Source organism: Amycolatopsis sp. 505 (assembly GCF_031625235.1).
GTDB lineage: Bacteria > Actinomycetota > Actinomycetes > Mycobacteriales > Pseudonocardiaceae > Amycolatopsis.
The window spans coordinates 47,585-64,669 of sequence record NZ_JACKQP010000010.1 but is presented as its reverse complement, the minus strand read 5'-3'; the positions used below and the strand labels follow the sequence as shown (position 1 = coordinate 64,669).

Sequence of the window (17,085 nt, the reverse complement as noted above, 5' to 3'; positions counted from 1 at the left end):
GTTCACCCCCGCTCGCGCAAGGCCCGGCGCAGCGCGCGGACGGCGTGGTGGATGCGGGACTTCACGGTGCCCGGGGGCACGCCGAGGGTGGCCGCGACCTCGTTCACGGTCCGATCGCGCAGGTAGGTCTGCTGGATGGCCTCCCGCTGCTCGGGCGAAAGACCCTGCAGCGCCTCGTAGACGATCATCGCGGCGAGCGTCCGGTCCGATTCGTCGGACACCGCGATCGCGTCGGATTCGATCTCCTCGAGCTCCTGGGGCCGGACACTGCGGCTGCGCCAGCCGTCGATGACGATCCGCCGGGCCACCGTGAACAACCAGGCACGCAGCATCTCGGGCTGGCGGTCGAGCTTGTCGGCGTTCCGCCACGCCTTGATCAGGGTCTCCTGCACGACGTCCTCGGCCCACTGCCGGTCGTGGCCGGTCAGCCGCAGTGCGAACGCCATGAGGGACCCGCCGAACTCCTGGTAGAGCGCCTTCGCCAGATCATCGGAACCGTCGCCGGACTCGACGACGGCCTCCTGATCTCCGATGGATCTGAGCGCTCGGGTGTGCCGTCCCACGCGGGACATCCTGGTGGGCCGGACGGCCTACGTCCAGTACTTCCTGCCCGCGAACCAGGGGCAAAACTTTTTTGAACCGTTTCCGGACCGTGTCCGTATCCCCTACCGAAGACCCCGACCAGGCGTTGTCCCCCGCAACGCTCCGCATCCACTCCGGACCGAATGTCCACTGTGGATCTTTCGCGCCCTTTTCCGTTGCACTACCGGCAACAGCGCGTAGTCATGCCCCACGGAGGAGCAGTGATCCGCATTCCCCGCCCGGTGGTCCCCGCCGCCGTGTGCCTCACCGCACTCGCCTTGCTCACTGCCTGTACCGCCGGCGCGGCCACCACCTCGGGTGGCGGTTACGCAGCCGGCGGCGCCGCCGGGATGCAGATGCCCGGCATGCAGCAGGGGCAGGTCGTCCTGCCGATGCCGCAGGGCATCACCGCCGACCCGAACAACCCCGCGAAGAGCCAGCTCAGGGCGGCGAAGACGTTCGACCTGGGGCTCCTGCTCGTCGACGGGACCGGGTACACCATCTACCGGTACGACCGGGACACCCCCAACCCCTCGCGGTCGAACTGCACCGACGCGTGCGCGGCCAAGTGGATCCCGGTCAAGCCCGGCAACCTGGCGCCGATCGACGTCGACCAGTCGCTGATCGGGCAGATCACCCGCGACGACGGCAGCACCCAGCAGACCCTCGCCGGCTGGCCGCTGTACCACTTCACCGGCGACCAGGAGCCGGCCGACACCTCCGGCCAGGGCGCCGACCAGGCGTGGTACCCGATCGCGCCGGACGGCAAGAAGATCACCCTCACCCAGGACGAGTGGAGGCAAAATGCGTTCGGCGTCTGAGCTCGCCGGGTTCGGCTGCGAACCCTCGTCGGTCCTCGAGCGCTCCCGGCCGCTGGTCCGGATCCTCTTCGTCGTGGCCCTGGTGCTGGCGCTGCTGGCCCCGGGCTCGACCTCCCTCGCCCAGACCACCGCGATCTCCGACACCGACGCGGTACTGCTGACCAAGGTCCGCCAGGCCGGTCTGTGGGAGATGCCGTCGGGCATGATGGCGATGGAGAAGGGCGGCCCGATCGTCCAGAAGGTCGGCTTCGCGATCATGATGGACCACGGCCGCCTCGACGTGGCGACCCGCGCCCTCTCGCAGAAGCTGAACTCGCCGGTCCCCGACCAGCCCTCGGACGAACAGCGCGGCTGGCTCGCCGAAGAGATGGCCGCCTCCCCCGGCCCGGAGTTCGACCGCGTCTTCGCCAACCGGCTGCGCGCGGCGCACGGCGCGGTGTTCAACGTCCTGGCGCAGCTGCGGGCCGGTACCCGCAACGACGACGTGCGGGCCTTCGCGACCGTCGGCAACCAGGCCGTGATGCGGCACATGACGATGCTCGAAAGCACCGGGATGGTCGACTACACCGCGCTGCCCGCCCCGTCGGTCTCCACCACGGCGGCGCCCACCGGGATCCAGCTCGGCCTCGACCCCTCCCAGATCGCCGTGGTGGGAGCCCTGTTCCTGCTGCTCGGCGGTGGCCTGTTCTACGTGCTGCGGCAGGTCAAGAGCAACCGTGGCCGCGGCCGGGCGTCGTCCCGGCCCGCCACCGCGAGAACCGGGGGTAGCCATGGTTGAGACCTGGCACGACGCGACGATCTTCCTCACCCAGCAGTTCCAGCCGAAGACCGACCCGGCCGCCCGCGGCCTGGCCGCTTTCGCCGCCCGGACGTCCTACGGGGCGGCGATGCTGACGCTGACCTGGGGCGTGCTCACCGCGACGGGCTGGATCCGCTCGGTCACCGGCCGGAAGGGCCTGCGCAGCACGCACATGGTGCTGGCCACCGCGACGATCATCTTCGGCCTCGTCCACGCACTGGGCTTCACCTACCTGACGGTCCAGCCGTACAGCTTCGGCTACATGTTCATCCCGTTCGGCTCCGGCCAGGAAGCGCGCCACATCGCGGGCATCGTCGGCTTCGAGGTCATGTTCGCCATCTTCCTGACGGCGGGCCTGCAGCGCTTCACGTCCTACCGGCGCTGGCTGTGGCTGCACCGCTGCGCCTACCCGGCGGTCGGCCTCATCGCGATCCACTCCTGGTTCGGCGCCATCGCCAACGGCCACCTCTCGGTGACCTGGCTGGGCGGCATCACGCTGCTCGTGCCGGCCGTGACGGTGTCGATGCTGCGGTTCATGCCGGCCCGGACGCTCGAGCGGATCGGCCTCGTGGAAGAGCAGGTGGCCTGACATGCCCTTCCGTCTGCCCGGGAACGGGCCCCGGATCAGCGTCGACAACGACCGGTGCGAGCTCTACGGCATCTGCGCCATGGAGGCGCCGGACGTGTTCGACCTCGGCCAGGACGGCCGCCTGCGCTTCCACACGCGGCTGCTGGACGAAACCACCATGGAACAGGCGAAGATGGCCGCCCGCTGCTGCCCGATGCAGGCGGTCGTGATGAGAGGGGACCTCGATGGCTGACGGCGACCGGATCGTCATCGTCGGTGCGGGCGTCGCCGGGCTGCGTGCCGCGGAACGCCTGCGGGAACAGAAGTTCGACGGCGAGATCGTCCTGATCGGCGACGAGGCCCGGCGGCCCTACCACCGCCCGATGGTGTCCAAGGCGCTGGTGATGGGGACCGAACGGCCCAGCGACGTGGGCCTTTCGCACTACCTGCCGGACCTCGACGTCCACTGGCGCCTCGGCGCGCGGGTCACGCACCTGGACACCACCGAGCGGGTCGTGCACCTGCCCGGCGGCGAATCCCTCTGGTACGACGGCCTGATCGCCGCGACCGGCGTCTACCCGCGGCACCTGCCCGGCGCGCCGCGGCACGACCCGCGGGTGCGGATCCTGCGCACGGTCGAGGATTCGATGGCGGTGCGGCGCTGCCTCAACGCCAGCAAGAAGCCGGCCGTCGTGATCGGCGCCGGCCTGATCGGCAACGAGTTCGCCGCGAGCATGCGGCACATCGGCCGGGACGTCACCCTGATCGGGCACGCGAAGGCGCCGCTGCACCGCTTCGGCGACCGCGTCTCCAGCGGCATCGTCGAGGCGCACCACGAGCACCGCGCGAACCTGGCGATGCGCAGCGAAGTCCGGCACTGGATCAGCACGAAGGACACCGTCGGGCTGCACCTGACGAACAACCAGCTACTGGTCGCCAGCGTCGTCGTGCTCGCCATCGGCAGCGTCCCGTCGGTGGACTGGATGCGCGGCTCGGGCCTGGACATCAGCGACGGCGTCCTCTGCGACTCGAAGCTGTTCGCCGAGGGCGCGTCCGACGTCGTCATCGCCGGGGACATCGCGCGCTGGCCGAACCTGCGCTTCGACGAGACCCCGCGGCGGGTCGAGCACTGGATCAACGCCGTCGAGTCGGCCCGGCACGCGGCGGACAACCTGCTGATGGGGCACTCCAGCGCCATCCCGTTCACCCCGCTCCCCCGCGCCTGGTCGACGCTGTACGACACGCGGCTGCAGATGTGCGGGATGCCGTCGCTGGCCGAGGACACGGTGTCGCTGGCCGACGGCATCACCGGCTTCGTTCGCGACGGGCAGCTCGTCGGCATCTCCTGCTGGGACAAGCCGCGGGCGATGCTGGACTGGATGGCCGAGCTCAACCGCCGGCTGCCCGCGCCCGACTATGTGCCCGAGCCGGAGCCCGCGCCCGCTGCTCCGGTGGCGGAGGTCCCGACGGTCGAGCCGGCGCTCGCCGCGCTGGCGGCCGACGTGCCTCCGGAGTTCGACAGCGGCTTCGACCACCAGGCCTTCGAGCGCGAGTTCGAGAGCGAGTTCGCCAACGACATCCCGACGACGGCGTTCCCCGCGCAGGCCCTGCCGGCCCCGCCGACCACGGCGTTCGCCGCCCAGCCCGGCGCCGCGTTGCCGACCATGGCCATCCCGATGGGGAGGTAGAGAAGCCGGGGCGGGGCTGCGCGCGGCGGCCACCGTCCCTTGCCGGCCACCACACTCCCTCCGCGGCTGGGTGGTGTGGTGGCCGGCCCCGAACGTCCCCCTGCCCGCCTCGCGTTGGTGAAGGACACGAGCGCCCGGCGGGCCAGGAGAGGGCCATCCCGAGGGAACCCGACGCCCCCGGGGTGGCCTTCTTCCGGCACACCGGGCGGGGGCCCGGGGTCGAGCGCCGCGGCGGGTCACTCCGCCGGGGCGCACGGGCCGTGACGATCGGTCCGGCGGACGGGTATGCCGCCGGAAGGAACGCCACGGTCGTGCAGCACCGGTGCACGGCCGTCCCGGGGGCACGGGAACCCCCGGGACGGCTCCACCGTGTCGACCCCCCAATCACGCGTGTCGACCCTTCAATCACGCGTGTCGACTCTTCAATCACGCGAGATGCCGTCCCCGAATCACGCGGGATGTCGTGCGCGAACGGACGACACGCGTACCTGGACGGACGACACGCGTACCTGGACGGACGACACGCGTACCTGGACGGACGACACGCGTACCTGGAGGGACGACACGCGTGTCTGGAGGGTCGACACGCGTGATTGGGGGGTCGACACGAAAGCCTCGGCCCGCCTCGGCCGTTGTGGCAGGATCCAAGGGTGACCAGCTCCTCGGCCCAGTACCTGCGGGACCTCGCGCTCCTGCGGCGCGTCCGGGACCGGATCGACCGGGAGTACGCGCAGCCGCTCGACGTCGAGGCGCTGGCGCGGGGGGTGAACATGTCGGCCGGGCACCTCAGCCGGCAGTTCCGGCGCGCCTACGGTGAGTCACCGTATTCGTACCTCATGACGCGCCGCATCGAACGGGCGATGGCCCTGCTGCGGAAGGGCGAGCTGAGCGTCACGGAGGTGTGCTTCACCGTCGGCTTCTCGTCGCTCGGGACCTTCAGCACCCGGTTCGCCGAGCTGGTCGGGATGCCTCCGAGCGTCTACCGCGAGGAGCAGGCCGAGGCCACCGTCGGGATGCCGCCGTGCGTCGCCAAACAGGTCACCAGACCGATCAGGAATCGAGAAGCGCGGCCGTCGGCGGCCACCTAGGGTGACGACCATGGACGTCACCATTCACTCGAGCTTCCTCCCGCACACCGACCCGGAAGCCTCGCTCGCCTTCTACCGCGACCTCCTCGGCTTCGAGGTCCGCCAGAACGTCAAGTACGGCGACATGCAGTGGATCACCGTCGGCCCGCCGAACCAGCCCGACACCGCGATCGTCCTGACGCCGGTGGCCGCGACGCCCGGCCTGACCGACGACGAGCGCCGCATGATCAACGAGATGATGGCCAAGGGCACCTACGCCGGCGCCAACCTCGCCACCAAGGACCTCGACGCGCTGTTCGCCAAGCTCGAGGCCGGCGGCGCGGAGGTCGTCCAGGAGCCGGTCGACCAGCCCTACGGCATCCGCGACTGCTCGTTCCGCGACCCGGCCGGCAACCTCCTGCGCATCCAGGAACTGCGCTGACCACGACGGCGCTCGGCTACCGCGAGGTACTGCGCGACCGGCGGATCGCCGGGCTCCTGCTGGGCGACCTGCTCGCCAACATCGGCACCGGCATGCTCCTGGTGGCCATGCCCGTGCAGACGCTCTCCCTGCACGGCGACGTCCCGAAAGCGATCGCCATCGGCGTCGTGGAGGCCGCGCCGTTCGTCCTGTCCACCGTGCTGGCCCTGGCCATCGGGCTCGGCCGGGTCCGTCTCCGCCCGCGCACGCTGCTCGTCGCCGACTGCGTGCTGCGGTCGGCCACCTTCGCCGTCCTCGGCGTCCTGGCCGTCTCCGGCCGGCTCACCCTGCCGGTGCTGGCCGCCGGCCTGCTCTTCGGCGCCACCTTCCGGCTGGCCGGGTCGAGCAGCCGCCGCCTGCTGGCGACGTCGGCCGCGGGCGAGGCCGGCCGGTTCTCGGTCAACGGCCTGCTCGGCCTGAACACGACGTTCGCGCTCTACATCGCCGGGCCGGTGCTCGGCGGGGTCCTCGTGGCCACCGCCGGTGCGGGATACGCGCTCTTCGTCGACGCCGCCGGAGCGCTGATCCTGCTGGCCTGCGTCCCCCGCGAGGCCGGCGACCGGGACGCGCTGCGCGACGAGGGCACCCACGAGTCGGGCTGGCGGATCCTGCGCCGCCGTCCGGTCGCCGCGCGGCTGCTGGTGGTCGAGTTCTTCTTCAACTTCCTGTACATGCCGGTCGAAGTGGCGCTCCCGCTGTACGTGAGCGGGACGCTGCACGCCGGCGCGTCCGGCCTGGGGGTGCTGTGGGGTGCGCTCGGGGTCGGCGCGTTCGCCGGCGCCGCGCTCGTCAGCCGGCTGCGGAACCTGCCGCAGCGGCCGCTGCTCGTCGCGATCATCGGGCTGTGGGCGCTGTGCCCGATCGCGCTCGCCGTCACCGGCGACCTCACCGTGGCCCTGCTCGTCTTCGCCCTCGGCGGCCTGGTGTACGCGCCGTTCACGCCGGTCGCGTACAGCTTCCTGCAGTCCGGGCTCGCCCCCGGGGAACAACAGCAGGTCGTCACGCTCTGGACGACCGGCGCCACGGTGGCCGCCCCGCTCGGGCTCGCCCTGGGCGGGCCCCTGATCGAACTGACCGGCAGCACGGGCGGGCTCGTGCTCTCCGGCGTGCTGACCCTCCTGCTGCTCCCGATCGCGGCCCGGGCGGTACTCGGGCGCGTCCACGAAGGGAACCCGACATGTGCCTCGGCCTGAAAGCCGCCGCCGAGAACCACCTGCGTGAGCTGACGCTGTTGCGCCGCGTCCGCGACCGCATCGACACCGGATTCGCGCGTCCGCTGGACCTCGAAGCACTCGCGCGCACCGTGGGCCTGCCCGTCGCGTTGTTCGTCCGCCGTTTCCAGGACGCCTACGGCCTTTCCCCGCACGATTACCGGCGGGCCGCCGAAGCGATCAGGAATCGAGAAGCCCGGGCAGCACGCCCGAAAGTAGCGTGATCCCCATGAACCTCACCATTCACCAGACCTTCCTCCCCCACCACGACCACGAAGCTTCGCTGGCCTTTTACCGCGACACCCTCGGTTTCGAAGTGCGCAACGACGTCGGCTACGGCGGCCAGCACTGGCTCACGATCGGCCTGCCCGGCCAGCCCGACACCTCGCTCGTGCTGCAGCCGACGGGCGCCGCCTACGCGGACCTGACCGAAGAAGAACGCCGGACCATCACGGACCTGATGGCCAAGGGCAGTTTCGCCGCGGTCAACCTGGCCACCGACGACCTGGACGGCACCTTCGAGCGGGTGCAGGCCGGTGACGCCGAGGTCGTCCAGGAACCGACCGACCAGCCCTGGGGCATCCGGGACTGCTCCTTCCGCGACCCCGCCGGAAACCTCGTCCGCATCCAACAAGCACGCTGACCGAACGAACGCTGGAGAGCCCCGATGAGCACGAGGAAGAACGCACCGCACGTGGCCGACAGCCACGACCTGATCCGCGTCCACGGCGCGCGCGTGAACAACCTCAAGGACGTCAGCGTCGAGCTGCCCAAGCGGCGGCTGACGGTGTTCACCGGGGTCTCCGGCTCCGGCAAGAGCTCCCTGGTGTTCAGCACGATCGCCGCCGAGTCGCAGCGGCTGATCAACGAGACCTACAGCACCTTCGTGCAGGGGTTCATGCCGACGCTGGCCAGACCCGACGTCGACGTGCTCGACGGGATCACCACCGCGATCATCGTCGACCAGGAGCGGATGGGCGCCAACCCGCACTCCACCGTCGGCACCGCCACCGACGCGAACGCGATGCTGCGCATCCTGTTCAGCCGGCTCGGGACGCCGCACATCGGGTCACCGCAGGCGTTTTCGTTCAACGTCGCCTCGATCAGCGGCGCCGGCGCGGTCACCATCGAAAAGGGCGGCCGGCAGATCAAGGAGCGGCGCAGCTTCAGCATCACCGGCGGCATGTGCCCGCGCTGCGAGGGCCGCGGCAAGGTCAACGACATCGACCTCACCGCCCTGTTCGACGAAAACAAGTCGCTCAACGAGGGCGCGATCACCATCCCGGGCTACAGCATGGAGGGCTGGTACGGCCGCATCTTCCGCGGCTCCGGCTTCTTCGACCCGGACAAGCCGATCAAGAAGTACACCAAGAAGCAGTTCGACGACCTGGTGTACAAGGAACCGACGAAGATCAAGGTCGAGGGCATCAACCTGACCTACTCGGGGCTGGTGCCGGCGATCCAGAAGTCCTTCCTGTCCAAGGACGTCGACGCGATGCAGCCGCACATCCGCGCGTTCGTCGAGCGAGCCGTGACGTTCCAGACCTGCCCGGACTGCGACGGCACCCGGCTTTCGGCGGAGGCGCGCTCCTCGAAGATCGACGGGCTCAGCATCGCCGACGTGTGCGCGATGCAGATCAGCGATCTCGCCGCGTGGGTCGGGAAGCTGTCCGAGCCGTCGGTGGCGCCGCTGCTGGACGCGCTGAAGCACACGCTCGACTCGTTCGTCGAGATCGGCCTCGGCTACCTCTCGCTGGACCGTCCATCCGGGACACTGTCGGGCGGGGAAGCCCAGCGCACCAAGATGATCCGGCACCTCGGGTCGTCGCTGACCGACGTCACCTACGTCTTCGACGAGCCGACGATCGGCCTGCACCCGCACGACATCCGGCGCATGAACGACCTGCTGCTGCAGCTGCGTGACAAGGGCAACACGGTGCTGGTCGTCGAGCACAAGCCGGAGGCGATCGCGATCGCCGACCACGTCGTCGACCTCGGCCCGCGCGCCGGCACCGAAGGCGGCGAGATCGTCTTCGAGGGCACTGTGGACGGTCTGCGCAAGAGCGGGACGCTGACCGGGCGGCACCTCGACGACCGGGCGTCGCTGAAGTCGTCGGTGCGTTCGCCGTCGGGTGTCCTGGAGGTGCGCGGCGCGTCGACGCACAACCTGCAGGACGTCGACGTCGACATCCCGCTCGGCGTGCTGGTGGTGGTGACCGGGGTGGCGGGCTCGGGCAAGAGCTCGCTGATCCACGGCTCGGTGTCCGGCGGCGAGGGCGTGGTGACGGTCGACCAGACGGGCATCCGCGGCTCGCGCCGGAGCAACCCGGCGACGTACACGGGCCTGCTGGAGCCGATCCGCAAGGCGTTCGCCAAGGCCAACGGCGTCAAGCCGGCGTTGTTCAGCGCGAACTCCGAAGGCGCGTGCCCGAACTGCAACGGCGCGGGCGTGGTCTACACGGACCTGGGGATCATGGCGAGCACGGCGACGCCCTGCGAGGTGTGCGAGGGCAAGCGGTTCAACGCCGACGTGCTGGAGTACACCTTCGGCGGCCGCGACATCAGCGAGGTCCTCGGCATGTCGGTGGCTTCGGCGTTGGATTTCTTCGCGTCCGGCGACGCCGCCCTGCCGGCGGCGCACAAGATCCTCACGCACCTGTCCGACGTCGGCCTCGGCTACCTGACGCTGGGCCAGCCCCTGACGACGCTGTCCGGCGGCGAGCGCCAGCGCATCAAGCTGGCGACGCACATGGCGGAGCAGGGCGGGGTGTACATCCTCGACGAGCCGACGGCGGGCCTGCACCTGGCGGACGTCGAGCAGTTGCTGGGCCTGCTGGACCGCCTGGTGGACGCGGGCAAGTCGGTGATCGTCATCGAGCACCACCAGGCGGTGATGGCCCACGCGGACTGGCTGATCGACCTCGGCCCCGGAGCGGGTCACGACGGCGGGAAGGTCGTGTTCGAGGGGACGCCGGCGCAGCTGGTGAAGGCGCGGAAGAAGACGCTGACGGGGAAGCACCTGGCCGAGTACGTCGCTTCCTGACCCGAGCGCCTACCGGCTCGGGCGGTAGGGCTGGCCCCCCGAAACCGTCTGGGGCGAGCCGGATTCCGATATCGGGCGCCGGTGCGAAGACTCGGGTGGGTGACCACCACAGAGAACAGCGTCGGCAGCGACTTCGCCCGGCTGAGCCACCGCATCTCCGCCGCCGGGCTGATGGCACGGCGGCCCGGCTACTACACCGCCCGGATCGCGCTCGTCGCCGGGTTGTTCGCCGCCGGGTGGGTGGCCTTCGCGCTGCTCGGGAACTCCTGGTGGCAGCTCGGCGTCGCGGCCTTCCTGGCCGTCATGTTCGGGCAGGTCGCCCTGCTCTCGCACGATCTCGCGCACAAGCAGGTCTTCCGGCGACGGCGGCCCACCGAAATCGCCGGGATGCTCGCCGGGAACCTCGGGATCGGGATGAGCTACGGCTGGTGGATGGACAAGCACACCCGCCACCACGCCAACCCGAACCACGAGGAGCTCGACCCCGACGTCGATCCGGACATCCTCGTCTGGTCGAAGGACCAGGCGCGCGCTAGCCGCGGGGTGCCGCGGTTCATCGGGCGGTACCAGGCCTTCCTGTTCTTCCCGTTGCTCACGCTCGAAGGCCTCAACCTGCACTGGTCGGGGATCCGCGCGGTCGGCAAGCCGGGCCTGCGCCACCGCAAAGTCGAAGCCGCGTTGCTCGCCGCGCACTTCGTCCTCTACTTCAGCGCGCTGTTCACCGTGCTCAGCCCCGGCATGGCAGTGCTGTTCTTCGCCGTCCACCAGGGACTGTGGGGTGTCTACATGGGATCGATCTTCGCGCCGAACCACAAGGGCATGCCGACGCTGACCGGGCGCACCGAACTCGACTTCCTCCGCAAGCAGGTGCTGACCTCGCGCAACGTCCGCGGCGGGCTCGTCACCGACGTCGCCCTCGGCGGGCTCAACTACCAGATCGAGCACCACCTGTTCCCGAGCATGCCGTCACCGCACCTGCGGCGGGCGCAGCCGATCGTCCAGGCCTACTGCGCCGAGCTCGGCGTTCCCTACCTGCAGACGAGCCTGGTCGACTCCTACCGGCAGGCCCTCACCCACCTGCATGAAGCTGGGGCCCCTCTCAGGAACCGTTCGTAGACTCGATCCCATGAGGAAGACGATCGCTGCGCTGCGCGACTTACCCGCGGCGTTCGGTGCCAAAGCCACCGGTGCCCGGGCCGAGCGGGTCCGCTCCTCGCCGCAGTTCGACGGCAAGGTGTTCCGCAACGCGGCGCCGCGGCACCCGATGACAGCGGCGTCGATGCGGGCCATCTTCCGCGAGATGTTCTTCGGCGAGCACCGTGAGCTGCGCAAACCGGCCGGCGCGGTCCCGCTGGTGACGGCCGGGCCGGTCGAGTCGGCGAGCGGGCTGCACCTGACCTGGTACGGCCACGCCTCGACGCTGGTCGAGCTCGACGGCGCCCGCGTGCTGCTCGACCCGGTGTGGAGCGACCGCGTCTCCCCCGCCGCGTTCGCCGGCCCGAGGCGGCTGCACGAGCCGCCGGTCCCGCTGTCCGGGCTCGGCCGGATCGACGCCGTCGTCATCTCGCACGACCACTACGACCACCTCGACCTGGCGACGGTCCGCGCGCTGGTGACGTCGTCCGAAGCGCCGTTCCTCGTCCCGCTCGGCGTGGGCGCGCACCTCGAGCGCTGGCACGTGCCGGCTGCCCGCATCATCGAGCTCGACTGGCACGAAGAGGCGACGGTGGCGGGCGTCCGCTTCATCGCGACGCCGGCCCAGCACTTCTCCGGCCGCGGCATCACGAACGACGACACGCTGTGGACGTCGTGGGCGCTGCTGGGCCCGGCGCACCGGGTGTTCTACAGCGGCGACACGGGCTACTTCGACGGGTTCGCGGCGGTCGGCGCGGAACACGGCCCGTTCGACGCGGCCCTGATCCAGGTCGGCGCGTACGCCCCGCAGTGGCCGGACATCCACATGACCCCGGAGGAAGGCGTGGCGGCGGGCCTCGACGTCCGGGCGAAACTGCTGGTCCCGGTGCACTGGGCGACGTTCCAGCTGGCGATGCACCCGTGGGGCGAGCCGGCCGACCGCGTGTGGAGCGAGGCCAAGGAGGCCGACCTCCCGCTGGCCATCCCCCGCCCGGGCGAGCGCATCGACGCGGCAACACCCCCAGCGGTCGACGGCTGGTGGCAGGCGCTGTGATCAGGCAGCCGACACGCGTGATCAGAGGGTCGACACGCGTGATTGAAGGGTCGACACGCGTGATTGGAGGGTCGACACGGCTCGGACCTGGCGTGTCGACGCGTCAATCACGTGTGTCGGCGCGGGGATCACGCGTGCCGGCTGTTGGCGCACGTCGGTGGGGCCGGGAGGGCGGGTGAAGCTCAAGCTGGATCTGCACGACATCTACAACCGCGGCGGTGAGATCGACCGGGCGCTCAAGGCGATCATCGACGAGGCCGTGGCCAAGAAGGCGCCGCTCGTCGAGATCATCCCCGGGAAAGGCTCGGGTCAGCTGAAGAAGCACGTCCTGCGGTTCCTCGAGCGCAAGGACGTCAAGGCGCTCTACCACCGGGTCGAGAAGGACAAGGACAACTTCGGCAGGGTGTTCGTGCACTTCCGCTGGAAGTGAGTCAGAACCGGCTGTCGTGGCGGGCCTGCGACCACGCCCGGTCCCACGCCGCCGCGTGGACGCGGGTCAGGACGAACCGGGCGGTCGCGTACAAACCCACCAAGGCCCCGGTGATCGCCGCCCACAGCAGGATGGCCGCGAACACGCCGTCGGCCGCCGAGGTCGACGCCGACAGGGGCTCGGCCGCCAGCTCGCCGCGCTGGTCCAGCCAGATCGCGACGCGGGTGCCCGCCGGGCTGCCCGGGTCGGCGAGGACCTCGCCGGTGTGGCGGGTGCCGCGGGCGTCGAACCAGGCCGCCGGGACCGACGTCTGCGCGGCCGGGGCGCCGGCGCCGTCGGTGCTGTACGGCTGGTTGGACGCCGCCGCGAGCGAAACCGCCGTTGCGGGGTGGCGCGTGGTGCGTTCCTCCGCGGCGCGAGCGTTCTGCGCCGCGTAGGTCTCGGACCCGAACGCCGCCGCGAACGGGATCGCCAGCAGCGCGCCGGCCACGGCCAGGAGCAGCAGGAGGGCTTCGACGCGGTCGCCCGCCCGGGCCAGGGGGTTGCGACCGGGGCGTACCCGGCGCCCGAACCGGGCGATCCGTCCGCTGGGCCCACGCATGCGCGACTCACTCCTCCCGGGAAGGTGTCTTCTCGGTAACAGTGTGCGCGCCGGGCTCGCTTTTCTCTCGTGAATGGGATGCGGCCCACCTGTGAATCCGTGCACAACCACCCGGTCGCGCCCGCCGGTCACAGCCAGTCGTCGGGGCGGGGCCAGGGCAGCATGGCCGCGAGCGCGTCCCGGGCCGGCTCGGTGACCGCGTACCGGCCGCGGTGGAACAGCAGCGGGCGGGCGTCCGACGCCGCGCCCAGTGCCGTCACCCGGCCGATCACGACGTAGTGGTCACCGGCCTCGTGCACGGCTTCCAGGGCGCAGTCGATCCAGGTCAGCGCGCCGTCGAGCAGCGGGGCCCCCGACGGCGCCGGCGTCCACGGGAACCGGGCGAACTTGTCCTCGCCGCGGGCGCCGAACACCGCGCTGACCTCCTGCTGGTCCTCGGCCAGCACGTTGACCGCGAACCGGCCCGCCGCCGCCAGCACCGGCCACGTCCGCGACGTCCGGGCCGGGCAGAACAGCACCAGCGGCGGGTCCAGCGACAGCGCCGCGAACGACTGGCAGGCGAACCCGGCCAGGGTGTCGCCGTCACGGCCGGTGACGACCGTGACGCCCGTGCAGAAGTGCCCGAGCACGCTGCGGAACTCGGTCTGGTCGACCGCCACGGACGTCATGCGCCCGGGGGCCGCGCGCCGACCGAGAAGTCGTGACCCCACAGCGACACCGCGGTGCTCTCGCGGGCGATCCAGTTGTCGTCGTCGACCTGACGGCCTTCGCAGCCGAACTCGACGTCGAAGCCGCCGGGCGTCTTCATGTAGAACGACAGCATCAGGTCGTTGACGTGCCGGCCGAGGGTGGCCGACATCGGCACCTTCCGCCGGATCGCGCGGTCGAGGCACAGGCCGACGTCGTCGGTGTTCTCCACCTCGACCATCAGGTGCACGATCCCGCTCGGCGTCGGCATCGGCAGGAAAGCCAGGCTGTGGTGACGCGGGTTGCAGCCGAAGAACCGCAGCCACGCGGGCGGCCCGTCGGCGGGCCGGCCGACCAGCTGCGGCGGCAGGCGCATCGAGTCGCGCAGCCGGAAACCGAGGACGTCCCGGTAGAACCGCAGCGACGCCTCGTCGTCCTTTGTGGACAGCACGACGTGGCCGAGGCCCTGCTCGCCGGTGACGAACTTGTGGCCGTACGGGCTCACCACGCGCCGGTGCTGCAGCGCGACGCCGTGGAACACCTCCTGGGTGTTGCCGGACGGGTCGTCGAAGCTGATCAGCTCGTCGACGCGGCGGTCGGCCAGCTCGTCGGGCGTGCCCTCCTTGTACGGCACCGACGCACTGTCCAACCGGGACCGCAGCTCGGCCAGCTCGGCCGCGTGCGCGACCTCCCAGCCGGTGACGGCCAGCCGGTCCGCGGAACCCGGCGAAATCACCAGCCGCGCGGGGAAGTCGTCCATGCGCAGGTAGAGCGCGTCCGGGTCGGTGCCGCTGCCTTCGACCATGCCGAGCACCTTGAGGCCGTACTCGCGCCAGGCCGCCATGTCGGTGGCCTCGATGCGGAGGTAGCCCAGTGACCGGATGCCCATCAGGAACTCCCGAGGAAGTCGAGGGCCAGCCGGTTGAACTCGTCGAACTTCTCCAGCTGGGCCCAGTGCCCGCAGCCGCCGAACACGTGCAGCTGCGCGCGCGGGATGGTTTTCAGAGCGACCAAGGCGCCGTCGAGCGGATTGACGCGGTCCTCGCGCCCCCAGATCAGGAGTACGCGCTGGCGCAGGCGGTGGGCTTCGCGCCAGAGCATCCCTTCTTCGTAGGTTTCGGGGTGCGCGAACGACTTGCCCATCGCCCGCATCGCGGCGAGCGACTCGGGCGTGTTCGCCGCGGCGAACCGTTCGTCGATCAGCTCGTCGGTGACCAGCGCCTGGTCGTGGACCATGATCCGCAGGAACGCTTCCATGCGTTCGCGGCTGGGGTGCGCACCGAACTTGCCGAGGTTCTTGACCCCTTCGGTCGGGTCGGGCGCGAACAGGTTGACGCTCAGCCCGCCCGGCCCCATCAGCACCAGCCGCCGGGCCCGCTTCCCGTGGTTCAGCGCGAACCGGACCGCCGCTCCCCCGCCGAGGGAGTTGCCGACGAAGTGGGCGCGCTCGATGCCGAGCGCGTCCATCAGGCCGAGAACGGCGTCCGCGCTGTGCCGGAAGTACTGCGGGTGCTCGGTCGGCTTGTCCGAGCGCCCGAAGCCGGGCTGGTCGACGGCGATCGTCCGGTAGTGCTTGGCGAACTCCGGCAGGTTGCGCCCGAAGTTGCTCCACGCCGACGCGCCGGGCCCGCCGCCGTGCAGCAGGATCACCGTCTCGGCGTGCTCGGCGCCGGCCTCGTGGTAGTGCAGCTTGAGCGAGCCGGCCTGGACGTACTTGCCTTCGGGTGCGGCCATCAGTACATCGCGTTCTCGACGGGGAGCCCGAAAGCGCCGGTGCCGTACATGACGTACGCGCGCTCGGCGTCGTTCGCCGCGTGGACGCGGCCGGCGTGCGCGTCGCGCCAGAAGCGCTGGATCGGCGTTCCCCGCTGGATCGCGCGGCCGCCGGAGTTCTCGAACAGCCGGTCGATCGCCGCGATCGCGCGTTCGGTGCCGCGCACCTGGTCGCGCCGGACGCGCAGCCGCAGGTCCGCGGGCAGCCGTTCCTCGCGCTTGGCGAGCTCGTACAGCTCCTCGATGTTGCGGGTCAGCTGCAGCCAGGCGGCGTCGATCTCGCTGGCCGCCTCGGCGATCCGCACCTTGGCGAACGGGTCCTCTTTGGACTGCTCGCCGGCGTAGGCGGCCCGGACGCGCTTGCGCTGGTGCTCGACGTGCGCGTCGTAGGCACCCTGGGCCATGCCGATGATCGGCGCGGTGATCGTGGTCGGGTGCACCGAACCGTACGGGAGCCGGTACAGCGGGCCGGGGTTGACGGCTTGGCCCGGCACCTTGCACTTCGACGTCGCGATGAAGCTCAGCGCCCGGTGCTGCGGGATGAAGACGTCCTCGACGACGATGTCGTTCGAGCCGGTGCCGCGCAGGCCGATCGTGTCCCAGACGTCCACAATGGAGTAGTCGGCGATGGGCAGCAGGTAGGTGCAGAAGTCGACCGGCTTGCCGTCCTTGAACGCGGGTCCCCCGAGCAGCACCCACGTGCAGTGGTCGGACCCGGAGGAGAAGCTCCACCGGCCCGTGAGCCGGTAACCGCCGTCGACGACCTCGGCCTTGCCCATCGGCGCGTACGACGAGGAGATCCGCACGTCCTGGTCCTCGCCCCAGACCTCCTGCTGCGCCTGGGCGTCGAACAGGGCCACGTGCCACGGGTGGACGCCGAGGATGGAGGCGACCCAGCCGGTGGACCCGCACGCGCTCGCGATCAGCTTGACCGCGGTGTAGAAGCTCACCGGGTCGGCTTCGAAGCCCCCGTGGAGCTTCGGCTGCAGCAGCTTGAAGAACCCGGTCTCCTGCAGGGCCTTGACGGACTCCTCGGGGACGCGGCGCGCGTCCTCGGTGTCCTGGGCCCGTTCCCGCAGGACCGGCAGGAGGTCCCGGACCCCGGCGATCACCTGCTCGCTCATGCGCAGTTCCTCTCTGGTCTTC

At 70.8% G+C, this 17,085-nt stretch carries 20 protein-coding genes; 14 read left to right on the top strand and 6 right to left on the bottom strand.

The annotated features are described in order from the left end of the window. Positions 1-2: 2 nt before the first annotated feature. Positions 3-563, bottom strand: a complete 561-nt coding sequence (locus H5965_RS33710) for a sigma-70 family RNA polymerase sigma factor (RefSeq protein ID WP_086849750.1) — start codon at positions 561-563, stop codon at positions 3-5. 240 nt (positions 564-803) lie between these two features. On the opposite strand from H5965_RS33710, the gene H5965_RS33705 reads away from it, so the two are divergent. The 14 genes from H5965_RS33705 to H5965_RS33640 all read left to right on the top strand — a co-directional run bounded on the left by H5965_RS33705 (position 804) and on the right by H5965_RS33640 (position 12,878). After that, positions 804-1,403 carry a hypothetical protein gene (locus H5965_RS33705; RefSeq protein WP_310974828.1) on the top strand — a complete coding sequence of 200 codons (600 nt, stop codon included), beginning with the start codon at positions 804-806 and terminating at the stop codon, positions 1,401-1,403. After that, positions 1,387-2,181 carry a DUF4142 domain-containing protein gene (locus H5965_RS33700; RefSeq protein WP_310974827.1) on the top strand — a complete coding sequence of 265 codons (795 nt, stop codon included), beginning with the start codon at positions 1,387-1,389 and terminating at the stop codon, positions 2,179-2,181. The genes H5965_RS33705 and H5965_RS33700 overlap by 17 nt, the downstream gene beginning before the upstream one ends. Next, entirely contained in the window at positions 2,174-2,791 is a 618-nt protein-coding gene (locus H5965_RS33695; protein WP_310974826.1) for a ferric reductase-like transmembrane domain-containing protein, read from the top strand. Before H5965_RS33700 ends, H5965_RS33695 begins: the two co-directional genes overlap by 8 nt. 1 nt (position 2,792) lies before the next feature. After that, positions 2,793-3,023 (top strand): ferredoxin, encoded by a 231-nt coding sequence (locus tag H5965_RS33690; protein WP_310974825.1) that lies wholly within the window; start codon positions 2,793-2,795, stop codon positions 3,021-3,023. Then, positions 3,016-4,458, top strand: coding sequence for an FAD/NAD(P)-binding oxidoreductase (locus H5965_RS33685; RefSeq protein ID WP_310974824.1), 1,443 nt, complete (start codon positions 3,016-3,018; stop codon positions 4,456-4,458). The genes H5965_RS33690 and H5965_RS33685 overlap by 8 nt, the downstream gene beginning before the upstream one ends. A gap of 650 nt (positions 4,459-5,108) precedes the next feature. Beyond that, complete coding sequence (locus H5965_RS33680; protein WP_310974823.1) at positions 5,109-5,546, top strand: helix-turn-helix transcriptional regulator; 438 nt, start codon at positions 5,109-5,111, stop codon at positions 5,544-5,546. A 10-nt stretch (positions 5,547-5,556) separates the two neighbouring features. Beyond that, complete coding sequence (locus H5965_RS33675) at positions 5,557-5,967, top strand: VOC family protein (protein ID WP_310974822.1); 411 nt, start codon at positions 5,557-5,559, stop codon at positions 5,965-5,967. Then, on the top strand, positions 5,964-7,199 hold the full coding sequence (locus H5965_RS33670) for an MFS transporter (protein ID WP_310975216.1): 1,236 nt from the start codon (positions 5,964-5,966) through the stop codon (positions 7,197-7,199). The genes H5965_RS33675 and H5965_RS33670 overlap by 4 nt, the downstream gene beginning before the upstream one ends. Further along, entirely contained in the window at positions 7,184-7,441 is a 258-nt protein-coding gene (locus H5965_RS33665) for an AraC family transcriptional regulator (protein ID WP_310974821.1), read from the top strand. Before H5965_RS33670 ends, H5965_RS33665 begins: the two co-directional genes overlap by 16 nt. A gap of 5 nt (positions 7,442-7,446) precedes the next feature. After that, entirely contained in the window at positions 7,447-7,860 is a 414-nt protein-coding gene (locus H5965_RS33660; RefSeq protein ID WP_310974820.1) for a VOC family protein, read from the top strand. 24 nt (positions 7,861-7,884) lie between these two features. After that, positions 7,885-10,260: an excinuclease ABC subunit UvrA gene (locus H5965_RS33655; RefSeq protein ID WP_310974819.1), complete on the top strand. Its 2,376-nt coding sequence runs from the start codon at positions 7,885-7,887 to the stop codon at positions 10,258-10,260. 99 nt (positions 10,261-10,359) lie between these two features. Further along, positions 10,360-11,376, top strand: coding sequence for an acyl-CoA desaturase (locus tag H5965_RS33650; protein ID WP_310974818.1), 1,017 nt, complete (start codon positions 10,360-10,362; stop codon positions 11,374-11,376). Between the two features lie 10 nt (positions 11,377-11,386). Beyond that, positions 11,387-12,448, top strand: a complete 1,062-nt coding sequence (locus tag H5965_RS33645; RefSeq protein WP_310974817.1) for an MBL fold metallo-hydrolase — start codon at positions 11,387-11,389, stop codon at positions 12,446-12,448. 175 nt (positions 12,449-12,623) lie between these two features. Next, on the top strand, positions 12,624-12,878 hold the full coding sequence (locus tag H5965_RS33640; RefSeq protein ID WP_086675002.1) for a Smr/MutS family protein: 255 nt from the start codon (positions 12,624-12,626) through the stop codon (positions 12,876-12,878). Between the two features lies 1 nt (position 12,879). Here the strand turns inward: H5965_RS33640 and H5965_RS33635 are convergent, their stop codons facing one another. The 5 genes from H5965_RS33635 to hsaA form a co-directional block, all read right to left on the bottom strand. Beyond that, positions 12,880-13,479, bottom strand: coding sequence for a hypothetical protein (locus H5965_RS33635; protein ID WP_310974816.1), 600 nt, complete (start codon positions 13,477-13,479; stop codon positions 12,880-12,882). A 128-nt stretch (positions 13,480-13,607) separates the two neighbouring features. Continuing rightward, positions 13,608-14,147: a 3-hydroxy-9,10-secoandrosta-1,3,5(10)-triene-9,17-dione monooxygenase reductase subunit gene (gene hsaB / locus H5965_RS33630; RefSeq protein ID WP_310974815.1), complete on the bottom strand. Its 540-nt coding sequence runs from the start codon at positions 14,145-14,147 to the stop codon at positions 13,608-13,610. Further along, complete coding sequence (gene hsaC, locus H5965_RS33625; RefSeq protein WP_310974814.1) at positions 14,144-15,055, bottom strand: iron-dependent extradiol dioxygenase HsaC; 912 nt, start codon at positions 15,053-15,055, stop codon at positions 14,144-14,146. The genes hsaB and hsaC overlap by 4 nt, the downstream gene beginning before the upstream one ends. Then, entirely contained in the window at positions 15,055-15,900 is an 846-nt protein-coding gene (gene hsaD, locus H5965_RS33620; RefSeq protein ID WP_310974813.1) for a 4,5:9,10-diseco-3-hydroxy-5,9,17-trioxoandrosta-1(10),2-diene-4-oate hydrolase, read from the bottom strand. The genes hsaC and hsaD overlap by 1 nt, the downstream gene beginning before the upstream one ends. Further along, a complete protein-coding gene (hsaA, locus tag H5965_RS33615) occupies positions 15,900-17,063 on the bottom strand; it encodes a 3-hydroxy-9,10-secoandrosta-1,3,5(10)-triene-9,17-dione monooxygenase oxygenase subunit (protein WP_310975214.1) in 1,164 nt (387 codons plus the stop codon). Before hsaA ends, hsaD begins: the two co-directional genes overlap by 1 nt. Positions 17,064-17,085 lie beyond the last annotated feature (22 nt).